The sequence below is a fragment of the Mesorhizobium sp. WSM4844 genome (assembly GCF_055811775.1).
Genome location: NZ_JBVVQB010000001.1, coordinates 248,618 through 266,140, shown reverse-complemented (window position 1 = coordinate 266,140; position 17,523 = coordinate 248,618). Strand labels below are relative to the sequence as shown.

The following is a 17,523-nucleotide window of genomic DNA, read 5'->3' as shown; positions in this document are numbered from 1 at the left end:
TCGGGGGTGTTTGGCAGCGTGGCCTACCGCTTAGTTGCTAGGCCGGGTACGGACGAATGGCTGCTCCGTCCAATGCCTGGCATGATTTCGGAATCGATTGTTCGGCTCGCGACGCCCTGAAGGGGCGCGGATTCACTTTGACAGGTGCCGGATTGACGGGGCGGCGTCGAGACTTGCCGCTGGGCTCTAAAGCGCGTCGCGTTTGAACGGATTCATGCGACGCGCTTTAAGTTCTTGTCTGATGCATGTCGTCGTCGCGCGAGACCGCTGCGCACCCTCGGTTCGAGCCGGAGGGCATGCTTTTGCGCGACATGCATTAGCTCGACGCCACCGCGAGGAGGACAGGATGTCAGCGCGGCGCCTGACTTGCGCGCTTCCGGTAACGCCGAGCCGAAACAGTACGAACACGTGTCATCAACACGCCAAGGACGGAAGAATTGGTGCTTTTGAGTGACTGCGTCAGGTCTTCCAGTTGATCAAGCGACGTCACGCCCCACTGCGCCACCACAATCACGCCATCAAGAAGCGGGCAGAGAGCAAGGCCTTCGGCTCCTGAACTAAACGGCGGGAGTTCAACAATGACGATATTGTAACTACCAACTTCGTTCAGCAATTTCTCCATATTATCGGGAACAAGCAAATTCGCCGAATTCGACGCATCGTTCTTCAAGTAATAAAACGATGCCTTTTCAATGTATCGGATTTGCTTGCCGATGTCTTTGGGGCTGCCGGAATCCCGATCGATCATATTGAAATCGGCGGAAAAGAGACGTTCGTTGGCCAGTGCCGACTTATCGTCGGCGTTGATCACGAGGGTCGCTGTGCCCGCTCTCCCACACAGCGCCGCCAGATTGCTTACAATGGTGCTCTTTCCGTCGCCGGGGGACACGGATGTAATTCCGATGCGACGCCTTGAAGGGTTGGCCCCGGCCAGGCCCATGATCGCCTTGACGCTCCTGAGGCTGCCGCTGAATGAAGAGTCCGGGTTCCTGAGCACCTCGTCAAGCCGGCCAAAACCACCCCGCCTGAAGCTGACCGGCGGCAATTCTCCAACACAGGCCAGGCCCAGTTCGCGACGGATCTGACGCGGGGTCCTCACGTTCCGATCGAGCCCGCGTCGCGCCACGGCGAACCCGATGCCAGCTACCATCCCGGCAAGTGTGCCAAAGGCGAGGATCAGCGTCTTGCGCGGCCGACTTGCCGTCTTGGGGCTCGTCGCGGACGTGATGACGCGAGCATTGGCGATCAGATAAGGCTGTTGGTCGACCGAGTTTGTATACGCCGCGAGCAGGCTCTCATACATCTTTCGATAGGTGTCGGCGGTAACCTCCAACTGCTCCAGCGTAATCTGGTGTGTTGGCTGTCCTTCGCTGTGTGCGAGGTCCTGTCCGGCGACGGACGTCTCGTCCTGACCGATGCTGTAGTCGTGTTTTGCGCGAAACTGCTGGGCGACCCGGGTCGCCCGGTTCATCTGATCACCGACCTCCCGCATCCGCCTTTCCAACCATGCGATGCCTTCGCTAGCCGTTGCCGTTGTCGTTTGCACTTGCTCGCGCACGAACGCTTCCGCCGTGGCGTTCGCGATGCGTGCCGCCAATGCCGGATCCTGAGACTGGAATGTGATGTCCATTGCATAGGAGACACCGACACGCTGGATATCCAGGCCATCGCTGAACATCTCCACCGCCTGACGCCGACGCTCGGATTCCAGCTGCGGGCTGTTCGCCTCCATTCGATCCGGCCAGGGAAGCACGCGATGGAAGAAATCCGTCAGCGCAGCATTGCCGGCATGGAGCCCGCCGGCATCGACGATGCTCGTCCAGGCTCTGCGAAACCTCTCGCCTATGGTCGGACCGTCCAGATCTCCGAAAGTTGGATTGTCCATGAGTCCAAGGTCATCGATCACCATCATCGCGATCTTCTGGGAGCGCAGAACTGCAAGTTGGCTCTCGACCTGAGCGGTATCGAGCGACAGGTTCACTTCGGCGGGTTGCTGCTGAAGGTTTTTGGGTATCTTCGGTTCGATTAGGATCTGGGTGCGCGCCGAATAAATCGGATCCGAGGTTGCAAAGTAGAACGTGGCGAAAACGATTCCGGCGACGACGAACGCCAGAATCGAGAAAAGATACTGCCGAGCAAACGAGACGACGTCAGCGAGGCTGATAAAGTCCTGCGGTGCGTCCGCCCCGAGCCATGGCTTGTGAGCAATTGCCGCCGACGGCCGGTCTAGCATGGCTTCAATCCATATCTGCAACAAAAAGAGCGGCGAACTGCAACGGTCGAGCAGCATCGCCACCGATGGGTCCCGGTTCGAGCATGCAGCCGCGCCACTGTTATGATGACAACCGTTTAGCTCGATCGGCCCAACAGGTGGGCGCCAGGAAACATCTCATTGAGCTTGTAGACGACCTCCGTCCTGTTCGTCGCCTTCAGCTTCTTCATGATGTTGCGGATATGGACCTTGACCGTGCTCTCGCGGAGGTTGAGCTCATGAGCGATTATCTTGTTCGCCTTCCCACGCCTGAGAGCCTGGACGACCTCTTCTTGCCGCTCCGTGAACACACTCGCCATGGGCCTTGTCATTTCGACTGACGTGTCGATTGCCTTGTGCTGGGCAAGCACGCTGCTTGCAGGGACAAATGTGCCACCGGCAAGGACAAGATTTACGGCTTCAACACAGATCTCGAACCGGATCGATGAAGGGATGTAGGCTTTTGCGCCATAATTCAACGCCTTCAGAATCTGCTCCAGATCGTCGGTATCGGCCAAAATCACCACCGGAACCGGGTGGGCCTCATTCACAAGATCGGCAATTTCGCTGCCGGTCCTTGCATCTGTCACCTTTCGGCTGCCCACGTTCAGCAGAATGGCCGATATCGACAGTGCATTCTCTTGATGCCGCCACTCTTCGATCGAACCGAACGACAGGATTTCCTTCCCGATGCCATAGGCGGTCAGGCATTGCGCAAGACATTGTCGGTCAAGCACTCGCTCGTCCAGCAGAGCCAGGCAGGATTCGGTCAAGCCGTGTCTATGCAGATGTATTCCATTCCCGGCCTTGCGCGATACGAATTCCAGTGCACCGGGTGATTTGTTATCCAGTTGAATTGTCGGAACCATGAACTTACTCCCCAAACTCTACCCAACGTTTCGAGATCCAGTACGAGATATACTTCAGGCAAATACTATTTCCCGCGAACAATGTTCTGTTCGCGTCGCCTTCACTATAACTGCGGGATTTCCCAAAGCCCCACCTTGGACAGCACTACCCCGTCACTAATGTTTATCGCCTAAAAGCTGTGCCTTCACTAATTTAGGTTAACAAAACGTAAAAAATTTTTACTCCTTCACTTGGCCCTAGCAATTTGGTCTAGGAGAGAGGGTAGCCAGAGAGCACACCGACTGGAACCTGGGCCTCGCGTTGTTTGCCAGGCGCGGGTAGCCCGTCGGTAAAGACAGTCGTCGTCGCCGATAGCCAGTGCGGCTTCAAGGCGCGTCGCGCCGCGTTTGCATCGTGCGCCAAAACAAGTGTCAACCATCGATATACCTGTCGTCGAACTCGGCAAACTTCGTTACGCCCGGCCGATCCAGCACGCGGACATGACCTTGGCGGAACTCCAAAAAACCGCGTTCCCGTAATTCCCGCAGCATTCGATTGACATGGACCGGCGTCAGGCCGAGCGCGTCCGCGAGGTCGTACTGGGTGAGAGGGCATGCAAAGCCAGTGCGGCTGGCAGCGCCGACGCGCTCCAAGCGCGCTCTCAGTTCGAGCAGCAAGTGCGCTGTACGCGCCAGGGCGCTGCGTCGGCCTATATTGGTGAGGTGTTGGGCAACAAGCGCTCGCTGGCGCGCGAGCGTTTCAAGAAAAAGCGAGGCTATGTGTGGCGACTTCGCTGCTCCAAGAGCAAGCGTCTTGGCCGAGGCTTCCAGCACCGCAAGGTCGGTTTGAGCCACAAATGTCTGAAGAGCAGCGCCCGTGTAGGTCTGTGGCAGGACAATGTCGCCCTTCAGGGCAAAGTCCAAAATCTGTCGCTGTCCACCGGCAAGGTCATGAGAAATGCAACCCCAGCCAGACTCGATCATGAAGACGCGATCGCCGTCCTCCCCCTGATTGACGATAGCGGTCTCCGCCGCATATCGCTTCGGCACGAAGCCTAGCGCCTTGATATACGCCTTATCGTCGCTTTTGACTGCGACTGACGTCGGACGGTTTTCATTCTCACTCAATGAAAGGCTTGTAGCATACGTCATTCGAAACCCCGCCAATCCTCCCCTAGATACCTCCCTGGGCAAAAACGTACTCCAGCTTTGACGTGTTGAGTACCCTGCACGGGCTACAACCATTGGGTGATGTTGCACTGCACTCTCACAAAAAAGCAAGGATCACGCCTGGTCGAGCGCAGTACGACCCGAATTCATCATAGAATTCGACCGACTTTCTGCACCATCCATTCGAATGGCATGGCCTCCGGCGGTCCGATGCGATTGGTGGCACCGTGCAACTTTCGAACACGCCACCCTTCCGGATCGCTTACGGCTTTCGGCGTGACTGGCTCGCCCTACCGACAGCAATGCCAGGCATTGCTGCTGACTTGCGGTCGCGCTGACGTTGTCGGGGGCGAACCGGCGGTCGTTCAACATCGGGCGGAACGTGCCGCTACCCCATCCATGCAACGTTCTGATTTCACTCGCAGATTGCACCTCGGGGTTCCGCCAGATCGAGCAACACCGGGTCACTCAAGTGCAACCGCCGCAGGCCAGATGCGTCACAAAACCGGCAGGTCGCGCTGGGCCCGGTTCGAGATTTCCTCATTGCGGTGACGAGGTTTGAACGGACAAGAGCGTTCGTTCACAGGTTCGGCGACTCGATGAGTAACCTTCGCTGCAGTTCCAGGACCGGAACAGGTCGATTGACAGTCCCTCCTTCGAGCCAAATTGTCTCCGGGTTCAGCCGCGACACAGGCGCGAGGTATACTCCATTCGCGTTAGCTTCGCCCCCCGCTTGCCTCGCAACTGCGAAGAGACCACTCGCCACGTACCCTGAAGAGGGGGTATGTCTGACGCTGCGAGCGGCCGCTTCAACCGCACTGGATTGCTCGGCGCCTTGACATGTTGAGCAGCGTTGCGTCCGATCGTTGCCATTGACGAAGAATGCTACGCGCCGTCTTCAAGGTGACCGCATGGCTGTTGCTCATCGCCTTCTTGGCCGCGACCTCGCAAGGGACAGCTGGTTGAGACGGTGGATGGCGGTGAGGCTCCTACGGCTCCACCCGCTCTGCTCTACTCCTAATTGGTGTCGCCCTCCTAAATGATGCCGTGCTAATGTTCTAGCCGGCTTGGGAGGTTCCAATCGACCTCATTGCGAATGTTTTCGCCGGCACGTGGTCTGCCGGGGTGCTTGCCGCCATCTGGTATGTCTGGAGGCGGCCCTCGCTGCCCGTTGCCGAAAACAAGCAGGACCGCGATTTGCGGGAATGGCTGGACGGGCAGATGTAGAGGGCGCTTGTGCCGGGGCGAAGCAGCGCCCGACCCTGGTCGAAACGATACGGGCCGTCCCGGCGCCCGCGAAGAGCGCGCCCAACCCGGTGTTCGGCGAGGTCGTGCCGCAGCACGGCGCGAAGACCGGCCGTCTGCGCGGGAACCCCAAGCGGCGTTAGGCATCGCCACCGCCAGCCGCTGGGGCTTTTTGGCTGGGCTACCGGCTCGCCGAGCGCGAAAGAGCAGCCTCTGCTTGATCGGCACTGCTCAGGAATTCGTCGCGTTCGGCTATCCACAGATCCGCATAGTCGACATTCTGCCACTCGGCAAACCACGGACCGCCACTTGTATAGTGGACCGCCTTGGGTGTGCCATGCGCCGGCTTTTCGTTCCAACCTTCAAGCCAGTTCCACTCGACCGGCAGCGAGCCCAGATCCTCATCGGCGACCCACTGCATTCGGTGGAGGTAGGCGCCGCTTTCGCGGTTCACGACCTCCGGCGTAAGCGATTTAACCGCAGGATGCGCGCAATTGAACAGCATCAGCGAGGACCAGTTTTTTCGAGGGTAGGATGTCTGGACAACGCCATCCATCTTGGTGGTGGCCTTCGGCGTGTAGTCGTGCTGGACACAATAGACCGCCTTGTTCGACTTCGTGTATTCCAGCAGACCTGCAACGTCACCGAGCCACAGGAAGTCGCAATCGCAGAACAAAGCCCAGCCCGTATAGTCGGCGAGAAAAGGCGTAAGAAACCGCGTATAAGTGAACTCTGTTGACGCGAGCGGATCTTTCTCCCTCCAATACAGTTCACGGGCACGCAGCTCGTCCTGCTTGATTGGAATGACGGAGACGGGCACCGAAGCGTTTTTGAGCAAAGAGTGCCGCGCCACGTCGTAGGCGATCGGCTCACGGCTGTCCCATCCAACGAATACCCTAAACGCATCAGTCATATTCAGTACCTTGGCTCCAATTTCAAAACGGGCACACACTAACTGTCTGGCAACAACTCGGCAACAATGGCGCGGAAATTAGCCAGGGCGATTTCTGAAACCCGCGGATTTGCCGTTCACCCCGGCCCGGCTTTCCTCGGCGCACCTCGACTTGCCACCCAACGCGACAAGCGCCCATTTCTGATAGGTGTAGCCGGCTGAATAAGCGGCGACCATCGCACCGGTCGAACCGTCCAGAAACCCCAGCCTGAAGACATAGCTGTTCATATAAGCCCAGACCGAGCGCAAAACCGCCTTGCTGATCGAGCTTTTTTTCCCCTCGGCAAGCATCCGCGCGGCGGACGCTTGCGCGTATCTGCCGATCTTGTCATGCGCGTCCGCCAGGTCGGCGATGGAGTCATGCTCCATGGGATGGGACAATCGCGAGACCTTGCCATTCACCACCACCTTCTCATGCACGGTGTCGTTGCTGAAGCGGCCGGACTGGCGACGGAAAAGCCTAAGCACCAGATCGGGCGACCAGCCGCCATGGCGGACAATGCGCCCGCAAAAGCGCGATCGTCTTGGTATTTCGAAACCGTCACAGCCTTTCGGGTTGGCGATGGCGGCCCTGATTTCCGCGGCCAGCGGCGGCTCGACCCATTCGTCGGCATCGAGCGAAAGGACCCAATCGCCTGTCGCCGCGGCGAGGGCGCGGTTTTTTTGCGCGCCGAAACCCGGCCAATCGAGGGTGATCAGCACCTTGGCCCCGAGCCCGCTGGCGATGTCCCTGGTCTGATCAGTACTGTTATTGTCGAGGACGACGATTTCGTCGGCAAAAAGTACCGAGCGAAGGCAACGTGCAATGCACGCTTCCTCATTGCGGCTGATTATGACGACTGAGAGCGCCGGCACGGTCAGACGGTTCCGGCATCAAAACTGCGACTGTTGTTCAAATGAAACTGTCCCCCGGCCGGTTGGCACCCCGGTGATCCTAACGGATTCAAAAAATATGTCGAAAATTATTTCAGGTCGAGATTTTCGTACAGCGCTATCATTCTCCTGATCATGACGTTGAAATCGTAGTGTTCGGCTGCCGCCCTGACCCTAGCCGCAGTCTCGGGCCGTGACGACAGCAGCAAGGCGCGAGCAAGCCCGGCGGCGAGGTCGTTTACGCTGGCTGCGTCGCAAACAAGCGTCGGCTCGAAGCGATCGACAAGCTCGCGCGCCCCACACCCGGTGCTGACGACGGCGGGCAAGCCGCTGGCCATGGCTTCGATCACCACTGTGCCGAATGGATCATAGATGGAAGGCAGCACCGCAATGTCGGCGGCGCCGTACCATGGCAGCGTATCTTTTTGCGGCCCCAGCATGCGGAGCCTTGCACCAAGACCAAGCCTGTCACCGGCCCGCTGGAAGGTATCGGCGCGCGAATCGTGGCCAATGACCCATAACTCCGGCTCACCATCGAGCATTGCGACAGACTTCATCAAGGCAAGAAGTCCTTTTCGCGCAAAACCCGAGCCTACGAAGAGAACGACCGGCCTGTCATCGTTGACGCCAAGCCGTGAGCGGACCACGGCCCGATGCTGTCGTCGCAACTTAGGGTTGAAGCGCTCCAGGTCGACGCCGTTGGGAATATGGTGCACGCGTTCGGCCGGATAGTCGTAGTGACGGACAATGTCCTCCGCCACCATTTTCGAAATGGCAATCACCGCTTTAAGCCGTGGGCTGCCATAGGTCGCGCGCTCGAGGCGCAGCGTCTGGCGGTGAAACGGGCTCAGCGCCATCGCTGCCGTGCCAAGCCGCGTCCCGAAACGCCGTCGCTCGGCAAGATAGGCGGCATGAACGCCTTCCCCGGCCCGGAAGACGTCGCAGCACGGAAGGCGATCGTTGCTCTGCACCAGGGCCGGCGGCATTTCGGCGATCTTGCGGCAGGCGGCTCGAGCAAAGGACGTCGCCCGCAGGGAGCGGGGAAAGCGGCGGCCGGCGCACTGGATGAACTCTATGCCTTCGTGTCGCGGCCAGTCGCCTGACAGCACGGCCACCGGCCGTTGACGCGCGGCGAACGCCGCCATGATGTTTTCCAGCATGATCTCGCCTCCGCCAAAGGGCGCGTAACGCTGGCGCACGAACAGGATAGGCTTTTTCGGGTCAGCTTGAACCAGTTGATCATGCCGTGACAAATCCATGCGACCTCGCTACGCCCTTTCGCACCCCGATCAAGCTTTCGAACTTGGCGGGACTTTGCTCGCAGTCTATTAAGCGTGGCAAGCCGGTCCTGGATAGGGGCGCTGGCGTATAGTTCCGCGTGGTTGCGGCTATGCCACGACGGTAGACTGCTTTCAAGGCGAGGGTTTTTGCCGATGACCACCAGCCATGTCTCGCCCGCCGACAAGGCCGTCTCGGGCAAACGCAAAGTCGGCGTGGTCCGCCGCCTGGAGCGCTCGTTGCGACCGGGGCTGCGAAATCTCCGCGGTCTGGTCAAGGAGCCGTTTCTAGCCTGGGCGCATCCGGAAGCTCTGGCTTTCTACCGCAGAGCGATGAAAACCGCTTATCTGCCGGACGACCTGATCGACGTCGTCCCGCAACTCAAGATCCTGTATCTCGCCACGCCGAAGGCGGCGAGCAGCCGCATTCGCAGCAACCTTGCAGCCATGATCGGCAATGACACCGTGTCGGAGTGGCGCAGCGACCAGAACTGGAAGGTGCACAACCGAAAGGCGTCGAGCTTGCAGGCGCCTCGCCATGGCATCGTGCAGTTCCATCGCATGGCCACAAGTCCCGAAGCCTTGCGGTTCACCTTCGTTCGCAATCCCTATACAAGGCTGTTGTCGTGCTGGGCCGACCAATATCGCGACCGCCCGCTTGTGCCTGGCTATGGCAGGGTGGAGGTCTATCTGGCCCATCGCGAAAGGGCAGATCCGTCGCTGCCTGTCGGTGCTGACAAGAGCCTGTCGTTTGCTGATTTCGTCGCCTTTGCCTGCACGACCTCGACATGGCGCATCGACAAGCATTGGCAGAGGCAAAGCGACATCGTCGACCTTCCAGGCGTTGTGTTCGACCTCATCGGCAAAACCGAGACTTTCGCGCGGGATTTCGAACGGGTTCTCGATCATGTCGGTGCAAGCGAGGTAATGCGACGCGCGGCGATGCCACCTCTGCACACCTCCTCGCGCCGCAGGCTTGCCGACTATTTCACGCCAGAACTGGCCGATACGATCTACCGCGCCTATGAGCGCGACTTCGATCAGTTTGGCTATCCGCGCGCGCTTCCAGAGTAAACGATCGGGGCGGAACCCTCAAACATACCCGAACGCCTGCATCAGCGGTTTGCCGCGTCCCTCGGTAAGCTCCTTCAATTCCATTTGACCCAGTTCGGTCTTCCAGCGGCCGCGGCCATCATAGATCGGCTTGTTGACCTGCTGGTTGCGGAGCGCGGCATGTTGGGGTTGCGCATCGAGTGTGAACCATCGTTGCGGGTTCCGATGATAGTCGAGCAAACTCTGGTCGAACGACAATCCCAGGAAGGTGCAGATCTTTTCGATGGTCGCTTCCGGGTCATTGACAAGATCTTCGTAGCGGTAAATCAGGACGTCCGTGCTGCCGCGCTCGGCAAGCACTATTGTGTTGTCCGAAATCCAGCGGTCCAGGCTCTCGGTCGCATCGCCAAGCCGCTTGGTCAGCGAAGCAACGGTATCGCGCCCATCGCGTACCGGCATCACGAACTTCGCGCCCGGCACCAGACGTCGTATCCGATCGACACGCCTGATATGACGCGGTGTCTTTTCAAGCAGCACCGACTTGCCCGCCCCAATGGCCGCCTGTTTCAGCTTCGAGTAGCGATACAGCGCAAGTGGGGTCCATTTGAAAAACACGTTGGTTTCTTCGAATGGCAAAAAGACATCGGCATGCGAGGCAAGGATCGTCGCTATCAGCGTGGTGCCGCTATGCCCGCAGCCGCAGACAAAGCCTTTGCATCGGATCAATTCACACCTGCCCTGTCGTCGGCATGAGATATGCCATGCCGCTGAAAGGCTTCATCGAGCCATTTCCAGTAATCGAGCCGCGCAAGCATCGTTTGTATCCCGCCGCACATCTTCATAGCGCAGAAGCGCAATCTTTCGCACGTGACTTGCGCCTGAAATATCAGACACCGCAGTGTCGCGCTAGGAGCCGTTTGCAGCGAGATTTGTCGGGTCGATTTGCGCAATGTCCCTCAGGCTTTTCTGTTCGGCGACGCCCAGATCGTCAAGCACTACTCGCAGCCATGTCCGCCCGGATTTGGGAAACGAAACGACAAGGAGGGGCGGCTTCCTTGCAAAAAGGCGGACAACAAACTCAACTTATGGACTCCGATTGCGGCACTTTGATCGAGCGGATCAGCGATTGTAAATATCGATTAAGGCTTCGGCGATCCGTTGCGAAGCCGGCACCTTTGGATCAATCGACAGATTGGCATTGAGGAAATCCCGGCTTTGCTCAAAATAGGTCGGTCTTGACCTGACCGCAGCGCGGATATCCTCGACGAGGTCATGCTCCGACAATGTTGGTTTGAAGGCGCCCATGGGCCTGTCGAACTCGACCATGGGCGAAACCGGCGGAAACAGCACCACCGGAATGCCGCAGGCGATTGCTTCGTAAACAGTGGTGCTTGGGCGCGTTACGAGCGCCAGAGCGTCCGGGAGCAGCTGTGCGAAATCCAGCGGCGATTTGTTCGGCATATCGACTTTTGCGAACATCGTGGGGTGGACGCTAACGACATGGGCAAGGCCGAGTTTCGCACATGCGGCTGCCACGGCTTCAATCGCCTGGCGATCTGCGGGGTCCTCGATATTCCCCTTGAAGTTCACCAGCACAAAAAGCCCTTCGTCGTGCCTGGCGCCAGCGCTTGCGGCGGCACGCTCAATGACCGGGGAGCCGACAACATATGTCGGCTGTCGCCTTTGCTGCAGCGCCGCTGGTCCCATCGACAGGATGTAGTCAGCTCTCACAAATCGATGCGGCCGCAGCTCTCGCGCACCTCCGATGAGGCCGACCACACGGACCATGCCGAAGTTGATGGAGTCGATGAATCGCCTAAAAAATTGCGGCGCAAAGTCACTTCCAGTCACCAGCATGTCACCGGGCCTGATCATCCGCTCGAGGTCAGCAAAGCCGATATGCGATATTCCTCGGGCGTTGAGTTCAGGTCGCGCTACGCCGCCGCGTTTCAATCCATCGAGATGCGCGAACACGCAGCGGATGCCGCGGTCACCCAGAATTTCTGCCGCGTCAGCCAGCAGCCGAACATTGTTGCGGTTGTGTGGGACGAAGTAGACCGTCCTCGTCGCTGCCCTGCCGCGAGCGTAGATACGCCCGCGCTTGAACAGATTTCCTGGATGCACAAGCCGGTACGCCGCGAGGAGCCGCTGCACAAAGCCATCGCTGACAGGAGAAGACGCCTCGTTTTCCAAACTACTACCCAAAGATATGCATCGCCTCTTGCCCGTGAAATTCAGAACGGCCGCCCGCCGGTTAGTTTACACTGGTCTCGCCGTCAAGAAGGCGCTTGACTGTCCGCTGGTTGTAACCTGCCTGGGACACTCGCGATGCCTTGGGTGGTGGATTCAAACAGTGCTGATGAGTGAGCCCATCTGGTTTTGTGCGTCTTCCATCACCGCAGCCCAGGGTCGTTCCCGCTTCGAGACCAGCACGGCGGAAGGATAGTAAGGCGTGCGGTCGCCCTCGACCGGCCAGGAACGTTTGAAGCCGTCACCAAGGATGAAGACCGAAGGGATGCCGAGTGCGCCGGCCAGATGCGCCCCGGTGTTGCTGATGGTTACGACGGCGTCCATCGCCGCGACCTGCGCGGCGAAAAGATCCATGTCGACGAGTTGATCCACCAAGACGTCGTGCAAGATGCGCGCGGGATCACCATCGGTCAGGATTTTCAGGTCGGGCTCGATCCGGCCATATTGCAGCGAAACGAACTGCAGGTCCTGTCGACCGAGCAGGCCGCGCCATGCCGTGAGTGGCGGCAGGTCCTTGCCGGGATTGGAGCTGCCCCACGCGACGCCGACCAACGGCCGCCCGTTCCTGCGATAGCGGGCGCGAAGGTCAGCGACCCGCGCCGGATCCGGCTTCAGGGGAACAAAATGCTCCCGGATCGTGGTTTCATCCGTCTCGAACACGGCAGTCAGATGCTGGACGCCGGCAAAGAGCTGGGCCTCGCCATAGGCTGCCTTGCTCCCCTGACCGACGGCCCGCACATCGGCGGCGGGAAATGTCCGCTGAAACAGCGGCACCAAGCGGTGCTCGACCAGGACGATCAGACGAGCGGCGCGAGCGAGCGCGCGGCCGACGGAACTCGCATGGTGGATCGCGGTGGCCAGACCCTGCTTTTCGGTCTCCATCAGATCGACGAGCAGGGTCTGGCCCGAGATGTCCTGGCCCAGCCATTCGCCGTCGGCGCGACCCTCGACGATGTGGCGCCGCGCGATCTTGAGTTCGGCCGCCGGGCCGTAGGCGCCCATGCGCATCAGCGCCTTGCTGAGCTCGTCCAGCAGGTGGACCTCGCGCCTCGACTTCGCGATCGATCCCAGCGCCAGGGCTTTCGGCAGCGCCGCCGACCAGTCGCGCGCCTCGATGCTTCGCCTATAATCCGCCATCTGATCGGCAATGTCGCCATCGCGCCAGCGCAGGAAAAGCTGCCGCCGGTGACGACGGAACCAGACCTTGTAATTGTAGCCTGCGAGCGCGACAACGCGGCGGACCCGGCGAAGCAGTTGACTAGCTTCCATCACCAACTCCACCGATGATTTGCGCAACCCGTCCACCTGCTTCCCGCATCGCGGACGCCCACGCCCGGCCGCCCTTTCGCACCAGTCGAACGCTTGGATATGTGGCGACGGTCTCGCCGAAGGCAGGCCACGACAGCCGAAACCCATCGTCGAGCAGGACAACGGTCGGCACGCCGAGCGCTCCCGCCAGATTGGCACCGGTATTGCTGATCGTCACCACCGCGTCGAGGGCGGCGATTTGCGCGGCGAAGCGGTCCATATCCGACAATTGGTCCACGGACGCGTCATGGATGATGCGGCCCGGCGCCCAGCGCTCGAATTCGGAGAGCGCCGGCCCGACGTCGCCATATTGCATGCTGACGAAATGGCCCGGCAGACCGCCGAGCAGCGCCCGCCAGTCATCCAGAACCGGCAGGTCCTTGCTTTTGTTCAGACTTCCCCAGGCAAAGCCGATCAGGGGCCCCGGGCCATGATCGAGATAGGCGCCGCGCAACTCGGCGACAAGCCGGCGGTCCGGCTCCAACGGAACGAAGGGCGCGCGCGCTGTCGGCTCATCCGGCCAAAAGTGTCTCGCCAGTGTCTCGAAGCAGGCGAAGACATCGGCGTCGACCGCCGCCGCCGCTTCCGCCTCTGGTCTGACATCGAGCGCGGGATATGTTCTGCGATAAAGTGGCGCCAGTCGCGGCTCGATCAGGACGGTGCACCGGTCGGCGGCCGCGACCACCGGGCCAAGCAGCGACGCGAACTGGAGGAAGATTGCGAGATCGCCTTCGCGCCGCTCGACGGCAAGCCTGCGACCCGCAAGATCACTGCCATCCCATTCGGGCCGGCCGGGCACTTGCTTGCTCGACGCAATCAACTGCCAGGCACGATTGCCGCCGCGGAGGCGTCTCAGTCCACGCCCGGCTTTTTTGACAAGCCCGCGATCGCCAAGCTGCTCACCGAGCAGGCCGAGTGCCAGCGCATGTTCCCGGGCCGCCTGCCAGTCACGCCGTTCGACACTCTGCGCCATCAGGCTCGCATGCCGTTTGACGCTTTCGTCAGCATGGCGCGAGGGGCGCTTAAAAAACTTCTTTGCCCGATCGAGAACCTTCTGCAGCCGCTTGCCGTCAACACCTTGCGGGCGCAGGTCGGCGGCTTTTGCCTTTTCAAGGATGGACCGTCTGCTCGGCACAGCGACCCTCAACTATCGCTAGACAGCGTCGAACGCGCCGTCAGAATCGACGAGAGCCGCCGGCCGACGTCGTCGAGTACCACCGGCCACGGACGACCTTCCTTGCGCATGACGACGCCGTTCGGATACCAGGGCGTTCGATTGCCAGTCACCGGCCACGCTGTTTCAAACTTGTCATCGATCAGGAAAATGGTCGGCACGCCGAGTGCTCCGGACAGATGGGCCGCCGTATTGCTGATCGTCACCACGGCATCGAGCGCGGCGATCTGCGCGGCGAAACGGTCCATATCAAGCATCTGGTCGACACTGTCGTCATAGATAAGCCGTGCGTCATTGCCGTTGCGCAGGCGCCGCAGCGCCGGCTTGATCTGTCCGTATTGGAGGGAAACGAACGTCGCCTGTGTCCGGGCGATGAACCGTGCCCATTCGGGGAAATCAGGCACGTCCTTGCTATGGGATTTGCTGCCCCAGGAGAGGCCGACCAATGGTTGATCCGTCATCGAGCGATAGCGCCTGCGAAATGTCTCGACGAGCTCAGGATCTGCCCGCAGCGGCACGAAGTCGGCGGCTAGTCTTTCGGCATCGCGGCCGAAAATCCAGGCAAGATTTTCGAAGGTCGCAAATTTGTCACCAACGACATTCTGCTGCGCTGGGACCACGGTCGCGTTGGGGAACGTCCGCTGCACAAGCGATACGAGGCGCGGCTCGACCCGAATCGTCGCACTTTGCGCACATGCAGCGGCGGCGCCGGCCAGTCGCGCATGGCGGATAACCCGGCCAAGACTGCGAGGGTCATCCTCCACAAGATCGATCAGCAGCCTATCCGAACCGAGGTCTTCTCCAGTCCACTCATTGGCGCCTTTCCCTTTTCGTTGCCGGCGAGCGGAAAGCCGAAGCTCGGCCGCCCGCGCGAAGTTGCCCAGCCGTTCGAACGCCTGGCCTGCCTTCTGCATCATCTCAGGGTCGCGGGCACGATCGGCCATGATGGCCATTTCATTGGTACTTGCTTCAAGCCCTGTCCAGTCCCTGCGCGCGATCAGCGCGTCGACCTTGGCCTGCTGCTCAAGAACGGAACGAGGCCTGGAGCCGGTAAACAGCGTCCGCACGGCCTTTGTGTATCTGCGCAACCGCAGGCCCAATCCACCAATCACATACCGGATGTAGGAACCGTGGTAAAAACTGGTCATCGGCCTTCAGCGCAATACGCTCTGCCGCAGCTTTTTGCCGCTTTCGACGAGCGGAGCGGACGTCTCCAGATGGAAGATCGAGCGATAGATTTCGCTGCGCCTGGCAAGCTCTTCATGAGTCCCGGAGTCCGCGAGGATGCCAGCGTCGAATACGAGAATGCGATCGGCCGCCTTGATGGTTGAAAGCCTGTGCGCAATGCAGATCACAGTGCGCTGAAATGCATCGTCGAAGGCAGCCTCCATGACCGCCCGTTCGTTTTCGCCGTCGAGCGCGGATGTTGCTTCATCGTAGACAATCACCGGAGCGTTTTTGAGCAGGGCGCGCGCGATGGCAACGCGTTGTTTCTGCCCGCCCGACAGGTTGGCGCCGCCCGGCCCGACAAGCGTGTCGAGCCCGTTTTCAAGGTTCGATGCAAAACTTGTGACCCGGGCGAGTTCCGCCGCGGAATCGATTTCTTGATCCGCGGCGTTCGGGCGTCCGTCGCGAATATTGTCACGGATAGAACCTTCGAACAGGAAGATATCCTGTGACACCAGTGCGATATTGTCGCGAACGTCGGCCAGGCTGATCTTGGCAATGTCCTTGTCGTCGATGAAGATCCTGCCCCTGTCCGGCTCCATCAGGCGCAAGATCAGATTGACGATGGTGGTCTTGCCAGCGCCGGAGCGGCCAACGATCGCCAGCTTCTCACGAGGTCGGACCTCGAAGGAAACACCGTGCAGCGCCGGGCTGTTGCCTCCATAGGAGAAGGCCACATCTTCAAAACGGATACCGCCCTCGACGCCGGTCAGTCGCTCGCCTGCGGTTGCGAGTTGTCGCTGTTCGGGCGTGTCGATCAAATCATACATCTGCTCGACGGCAACCATTAGCTTCTGGATATCCACATTGACCCGGGCCAGCCGTTTGGCGGGCTCATAGGCAAGCAGAAAGGCGGTTATGAAGGCCATGAATTCGCCTGGTGTCTTGCCGTTTCCGAGGGTCTGCCAACTGGCATAAATGAGGAAAAGGCCGATGATGAAGCCGCCGCCCGTCTCCATCAATGGACTCATCAACGCCGATGTCCGGTTGATCTGGACGCCGCGCCTTTCCATCTTGCGGACAGCCTTAGCGAAACTGGCGATCGCCTTGTCCTCGAGCTGGAACGATTTGATGGTGCGAATGCCGTCTATGGCTTCCGTGCCGATCGACTGAACCTGTGCCGCCAGCTCTGTTTCGCCCCTTGCCAGCGACTTGATCTTTCGCGTGATCGTGCTCACCGAGAGGAAGATCACCGGCAAAGCCGCCGCCGATATAAGCGACATGGTCGGGTCCTGCACGACCATGACACTTGCCAGTCCGACCAGGGTCAAAACGTCAGAGGCCGTGTTGCTCGTCAGCGTGATGATGACGGACGCACCGGCGCGTGCATTGAACATTATCTTGGAAATGAATTTGGCCGGATGCTGATTGACGAAATGGCCAATGTCGAGGCGCATCAGCCGGGAAAACTGCCGGTGTTGGAGGTCCGACACGATGGCCCTGCGGACGTTTCCGGTCGTAATGGTTTGACCGTATGCCGCGATGCCCTTGACAGCGGAAAGTCCGATGATTGCCGCGCTGATACCCCAAACGGCGGCGGCGTTCCTGTCGATATAGATGCTGTTGATCATGTCACGCATGATCCAGGCAAATCCGGACGTCGCCGCCGCACCGGCAATCGTGCACAGCAAACCGGCGAGATACAGCTTTATGTGCGGCGGCAGGTTCTCGAGGATCAGGCGCTTGACCAGCGGGTACGCCAAGGCCGCTGAAATTCGTCTCTTTGCGCTCATTCGGTTTCCTGCTGCGATGTGTCGTCGGTGTCAGTTGGCCTTTGCCGATCCATGCGACTTTCGCGACACCGCTCGCACATCTGCTTTAAATCTATGTCGGATTGCTTGTCTGTGACTTTGTTCGGACCCGCAGTCAATGCCGAATCCGGATGCCAGCCCGCG

At 59.9% G+C, this 17,523-nt stretch carries 14 protein-coding genes; 2 read left to right on the top strand and 12 right to left on the bottom strand.

What is annotated here, in order from left to right; translation table 11 throughout:
* Positions 1–349: 349 nt before the first annotated feature.
* From AC0L2A_RS01210 to AC0L2A_RS01185, 6 genes are all read right to left on the bottom strand, one after another.
* Complete coding sequence (locus AC0L2A_RS01210) at positions 350–2,290, bottom strand: GNVR domain-containing protein (RefSeq protein ID WP_473607316.1); 1,941 nt, start codon at positions 2,288–2,290, stop codon at positions 350–352.
* 59 nt (positions 2,291–2,349) lie between these two features.
* Complete coding sequence (locus tag AC0L2A_RS01205; protein ID WP_473509512.1) at positions 2,350–3,120, bottom strand: response regulator transcription factor; 771 nt, start codon at positions 3,118–3,120, stop codon at positions 2,350–2,352.
* Between the two features lie 411 nt (positions 3,121–3,531).
* Positions 3,532–4,251: a Crp/Fnr family transcriptional regulator gene (locus AC0L2A_RS01200; RefSeq protein ID WP_473607192.1), complete on the bottom strand. Its 720-nt coding sequence runs from the start codon at positions 4,249–4,251 to the stop codon at positions 3,532–3,534.
* 1,444 nt (positions 4,252–5,695) lie between these two features.
* Positions 5,696–6,427 carry a glycosyltransferase gene (locus AC0L2A_RS01195; protein ID WP_091589996.1) on the bottom strand — a complete coding sequence of 244 codons (732 nt, stop codon included), beginning with the start codon at positions 6,425–6,427 and terminating at the stop codon, positions 5,696–5,698.
* Positions 6,428–6,505: 78 nt separating this feature from the next.
* Positions 6,506–7,321 (bottom strand): glycosyltransferase family 2 protein, encoded by an 816-nt coding sequence (locus tag AC0L2A_RS01190; protein ID WP_287327493.1) that lies wholly within the window; start codon positions 7,319–7,321, stop codon positions 6,506–6,508.
* A gap of 107 nt (positions 7,322–7,428) precedes the next feature.
* Entirely contained in the window at positions 7,429–8,598 is a 1,170-nt protein-coding gene (locus AC0L2A_RS01185) for a glycosyltransferase family 4 protein (protein ID WP_473607191.1), read from the bottom strand.
* Between the two features lie 174 nt (positions 8,599–8,772).
* Here AC0L2A_RS01185 and AC0L2A_RS01180 point away from each other — a divergent pair, with 174 nt between their 5' ends.
* Positions 8,773–9,690 (top strand): sulfotransferase family protein, encoded by a 918-nt coding sequence (locus tag AC0L2A_RS01180; protein ID WP_473607190.1) that lies wholly within the window; start codon positions 8,773–8,775, stop codon positions 9,688–9,690.
* 18 nt (positions 9,691–9,708) lie between these two features.
* Here the strand turns inward: AC0L2A_RS01180 and AC0L2A_RS01175 are convergent, their stop codons facing one another.
* Positions 9,709–10,206 carry a sulfotransferase family protein gene (locus tag AC0L2A_RS01175; RefSeq protein ID WP_473607315.1) on the bottom strand — a complete coding sequence of 166 codons (498 nt, stop codon included), beginning with the start codon at positions 10,204–10,206 and terminating at the stop codon, positions 9,709–9,711.
* Between AC0L2A_RS01175 and AC0L2A_RS01170 the strand changes: the two genes are divergently transcribed.
* Positions 10,180–10,422 (top strand): hypothetical protein, encoded by a 243-nt coding sequence (locus AC0L2A_RS01170; protein WP_473607327.1) that lies wholly within the window; start codon positions 10,180–10,182, stop codon positions 10,420–10,422. The two genes, AC0L2A_RS01175 and AC0L2A_RS01170, sit on opposite strands and share 27 nt — an antisense overlap.
* A gap of 366 nt (positions 10,423–10,788) precedes the next feature.
* On the opposite strand, the gene AC0L2A_RS01165 is transcribed toward AC0L2A_RS01170, so the two are convergent.
* From AC0L2A_RS01165 to AC0L2A_RS01145, 5 genes are all read right to left on the bottom strand, one after another.
* Positions 10,789–11,862 (bottom strand): hypothetical protein, encoded by a 1,074-nt coding sequence (locus tag AC0L2A_RS01165; RefSeq protein WP_473607189.1) that lies wholly within the window; start codon positions 11,860–11,862, stop codon positions 10,789–10,791.
* A gap of 153 nt (positions 11,863–12,015) precedes the next feature.
* A complete protein-coding gene (locus tag AC0L2A_RS01160) occupies positions 12,016–13,188 on the bottom strand; it encodes a glycosyltransferase family 9 protein (RefSeq protein WP_473607188.1) in 1,173 nt (390 codons plus the stop codon).
* Positions 13,178–14,362 carry a glycosyltransferase family 9 protein gene (locus tag AC0L2A_RS01155; protein WP_023799619.1) on the bottom strand — a complete coding sequence of 395 codons (1,185 nt, stop codon included), beginning with the start codon at positions 14,360–14,362 and terminating at the stop codon, positions 13,178–13,180. The genes AC0L2A_RS01160 and AC0L2A_RS01155 overlap by 11 nt, the downstream gene beginning before the upstream one ends.
* Before the next feature lie 8 nt (positions 14,363–14,370).
* Complete coding sequence (locus tag AC0L2A_RS01150; RefSeq protein WP_473607187.1) at positions 14,371–15,549, bottom strand: glycosyltransferase family 9 protein; 1,179 nt, start codon at positions 15,547–15,549, stop codon at positions 14,371–14,373.
* 6 nt (positions 15,550–15,555) lie between these two features.
* Complete coding sequence (locus tag AC0L2A_RS01145; RefSeq protein WP_473607186.1) at positions 15,556–17,361, bottom strand: ABC transporter ATP-binding protein; 1,806 nt, start codon at positions 17,359–17,361, stop codon at positions 15,556–15,558.
* Positions 17,362–17,523: the final 162 nt, after the last annotated feature.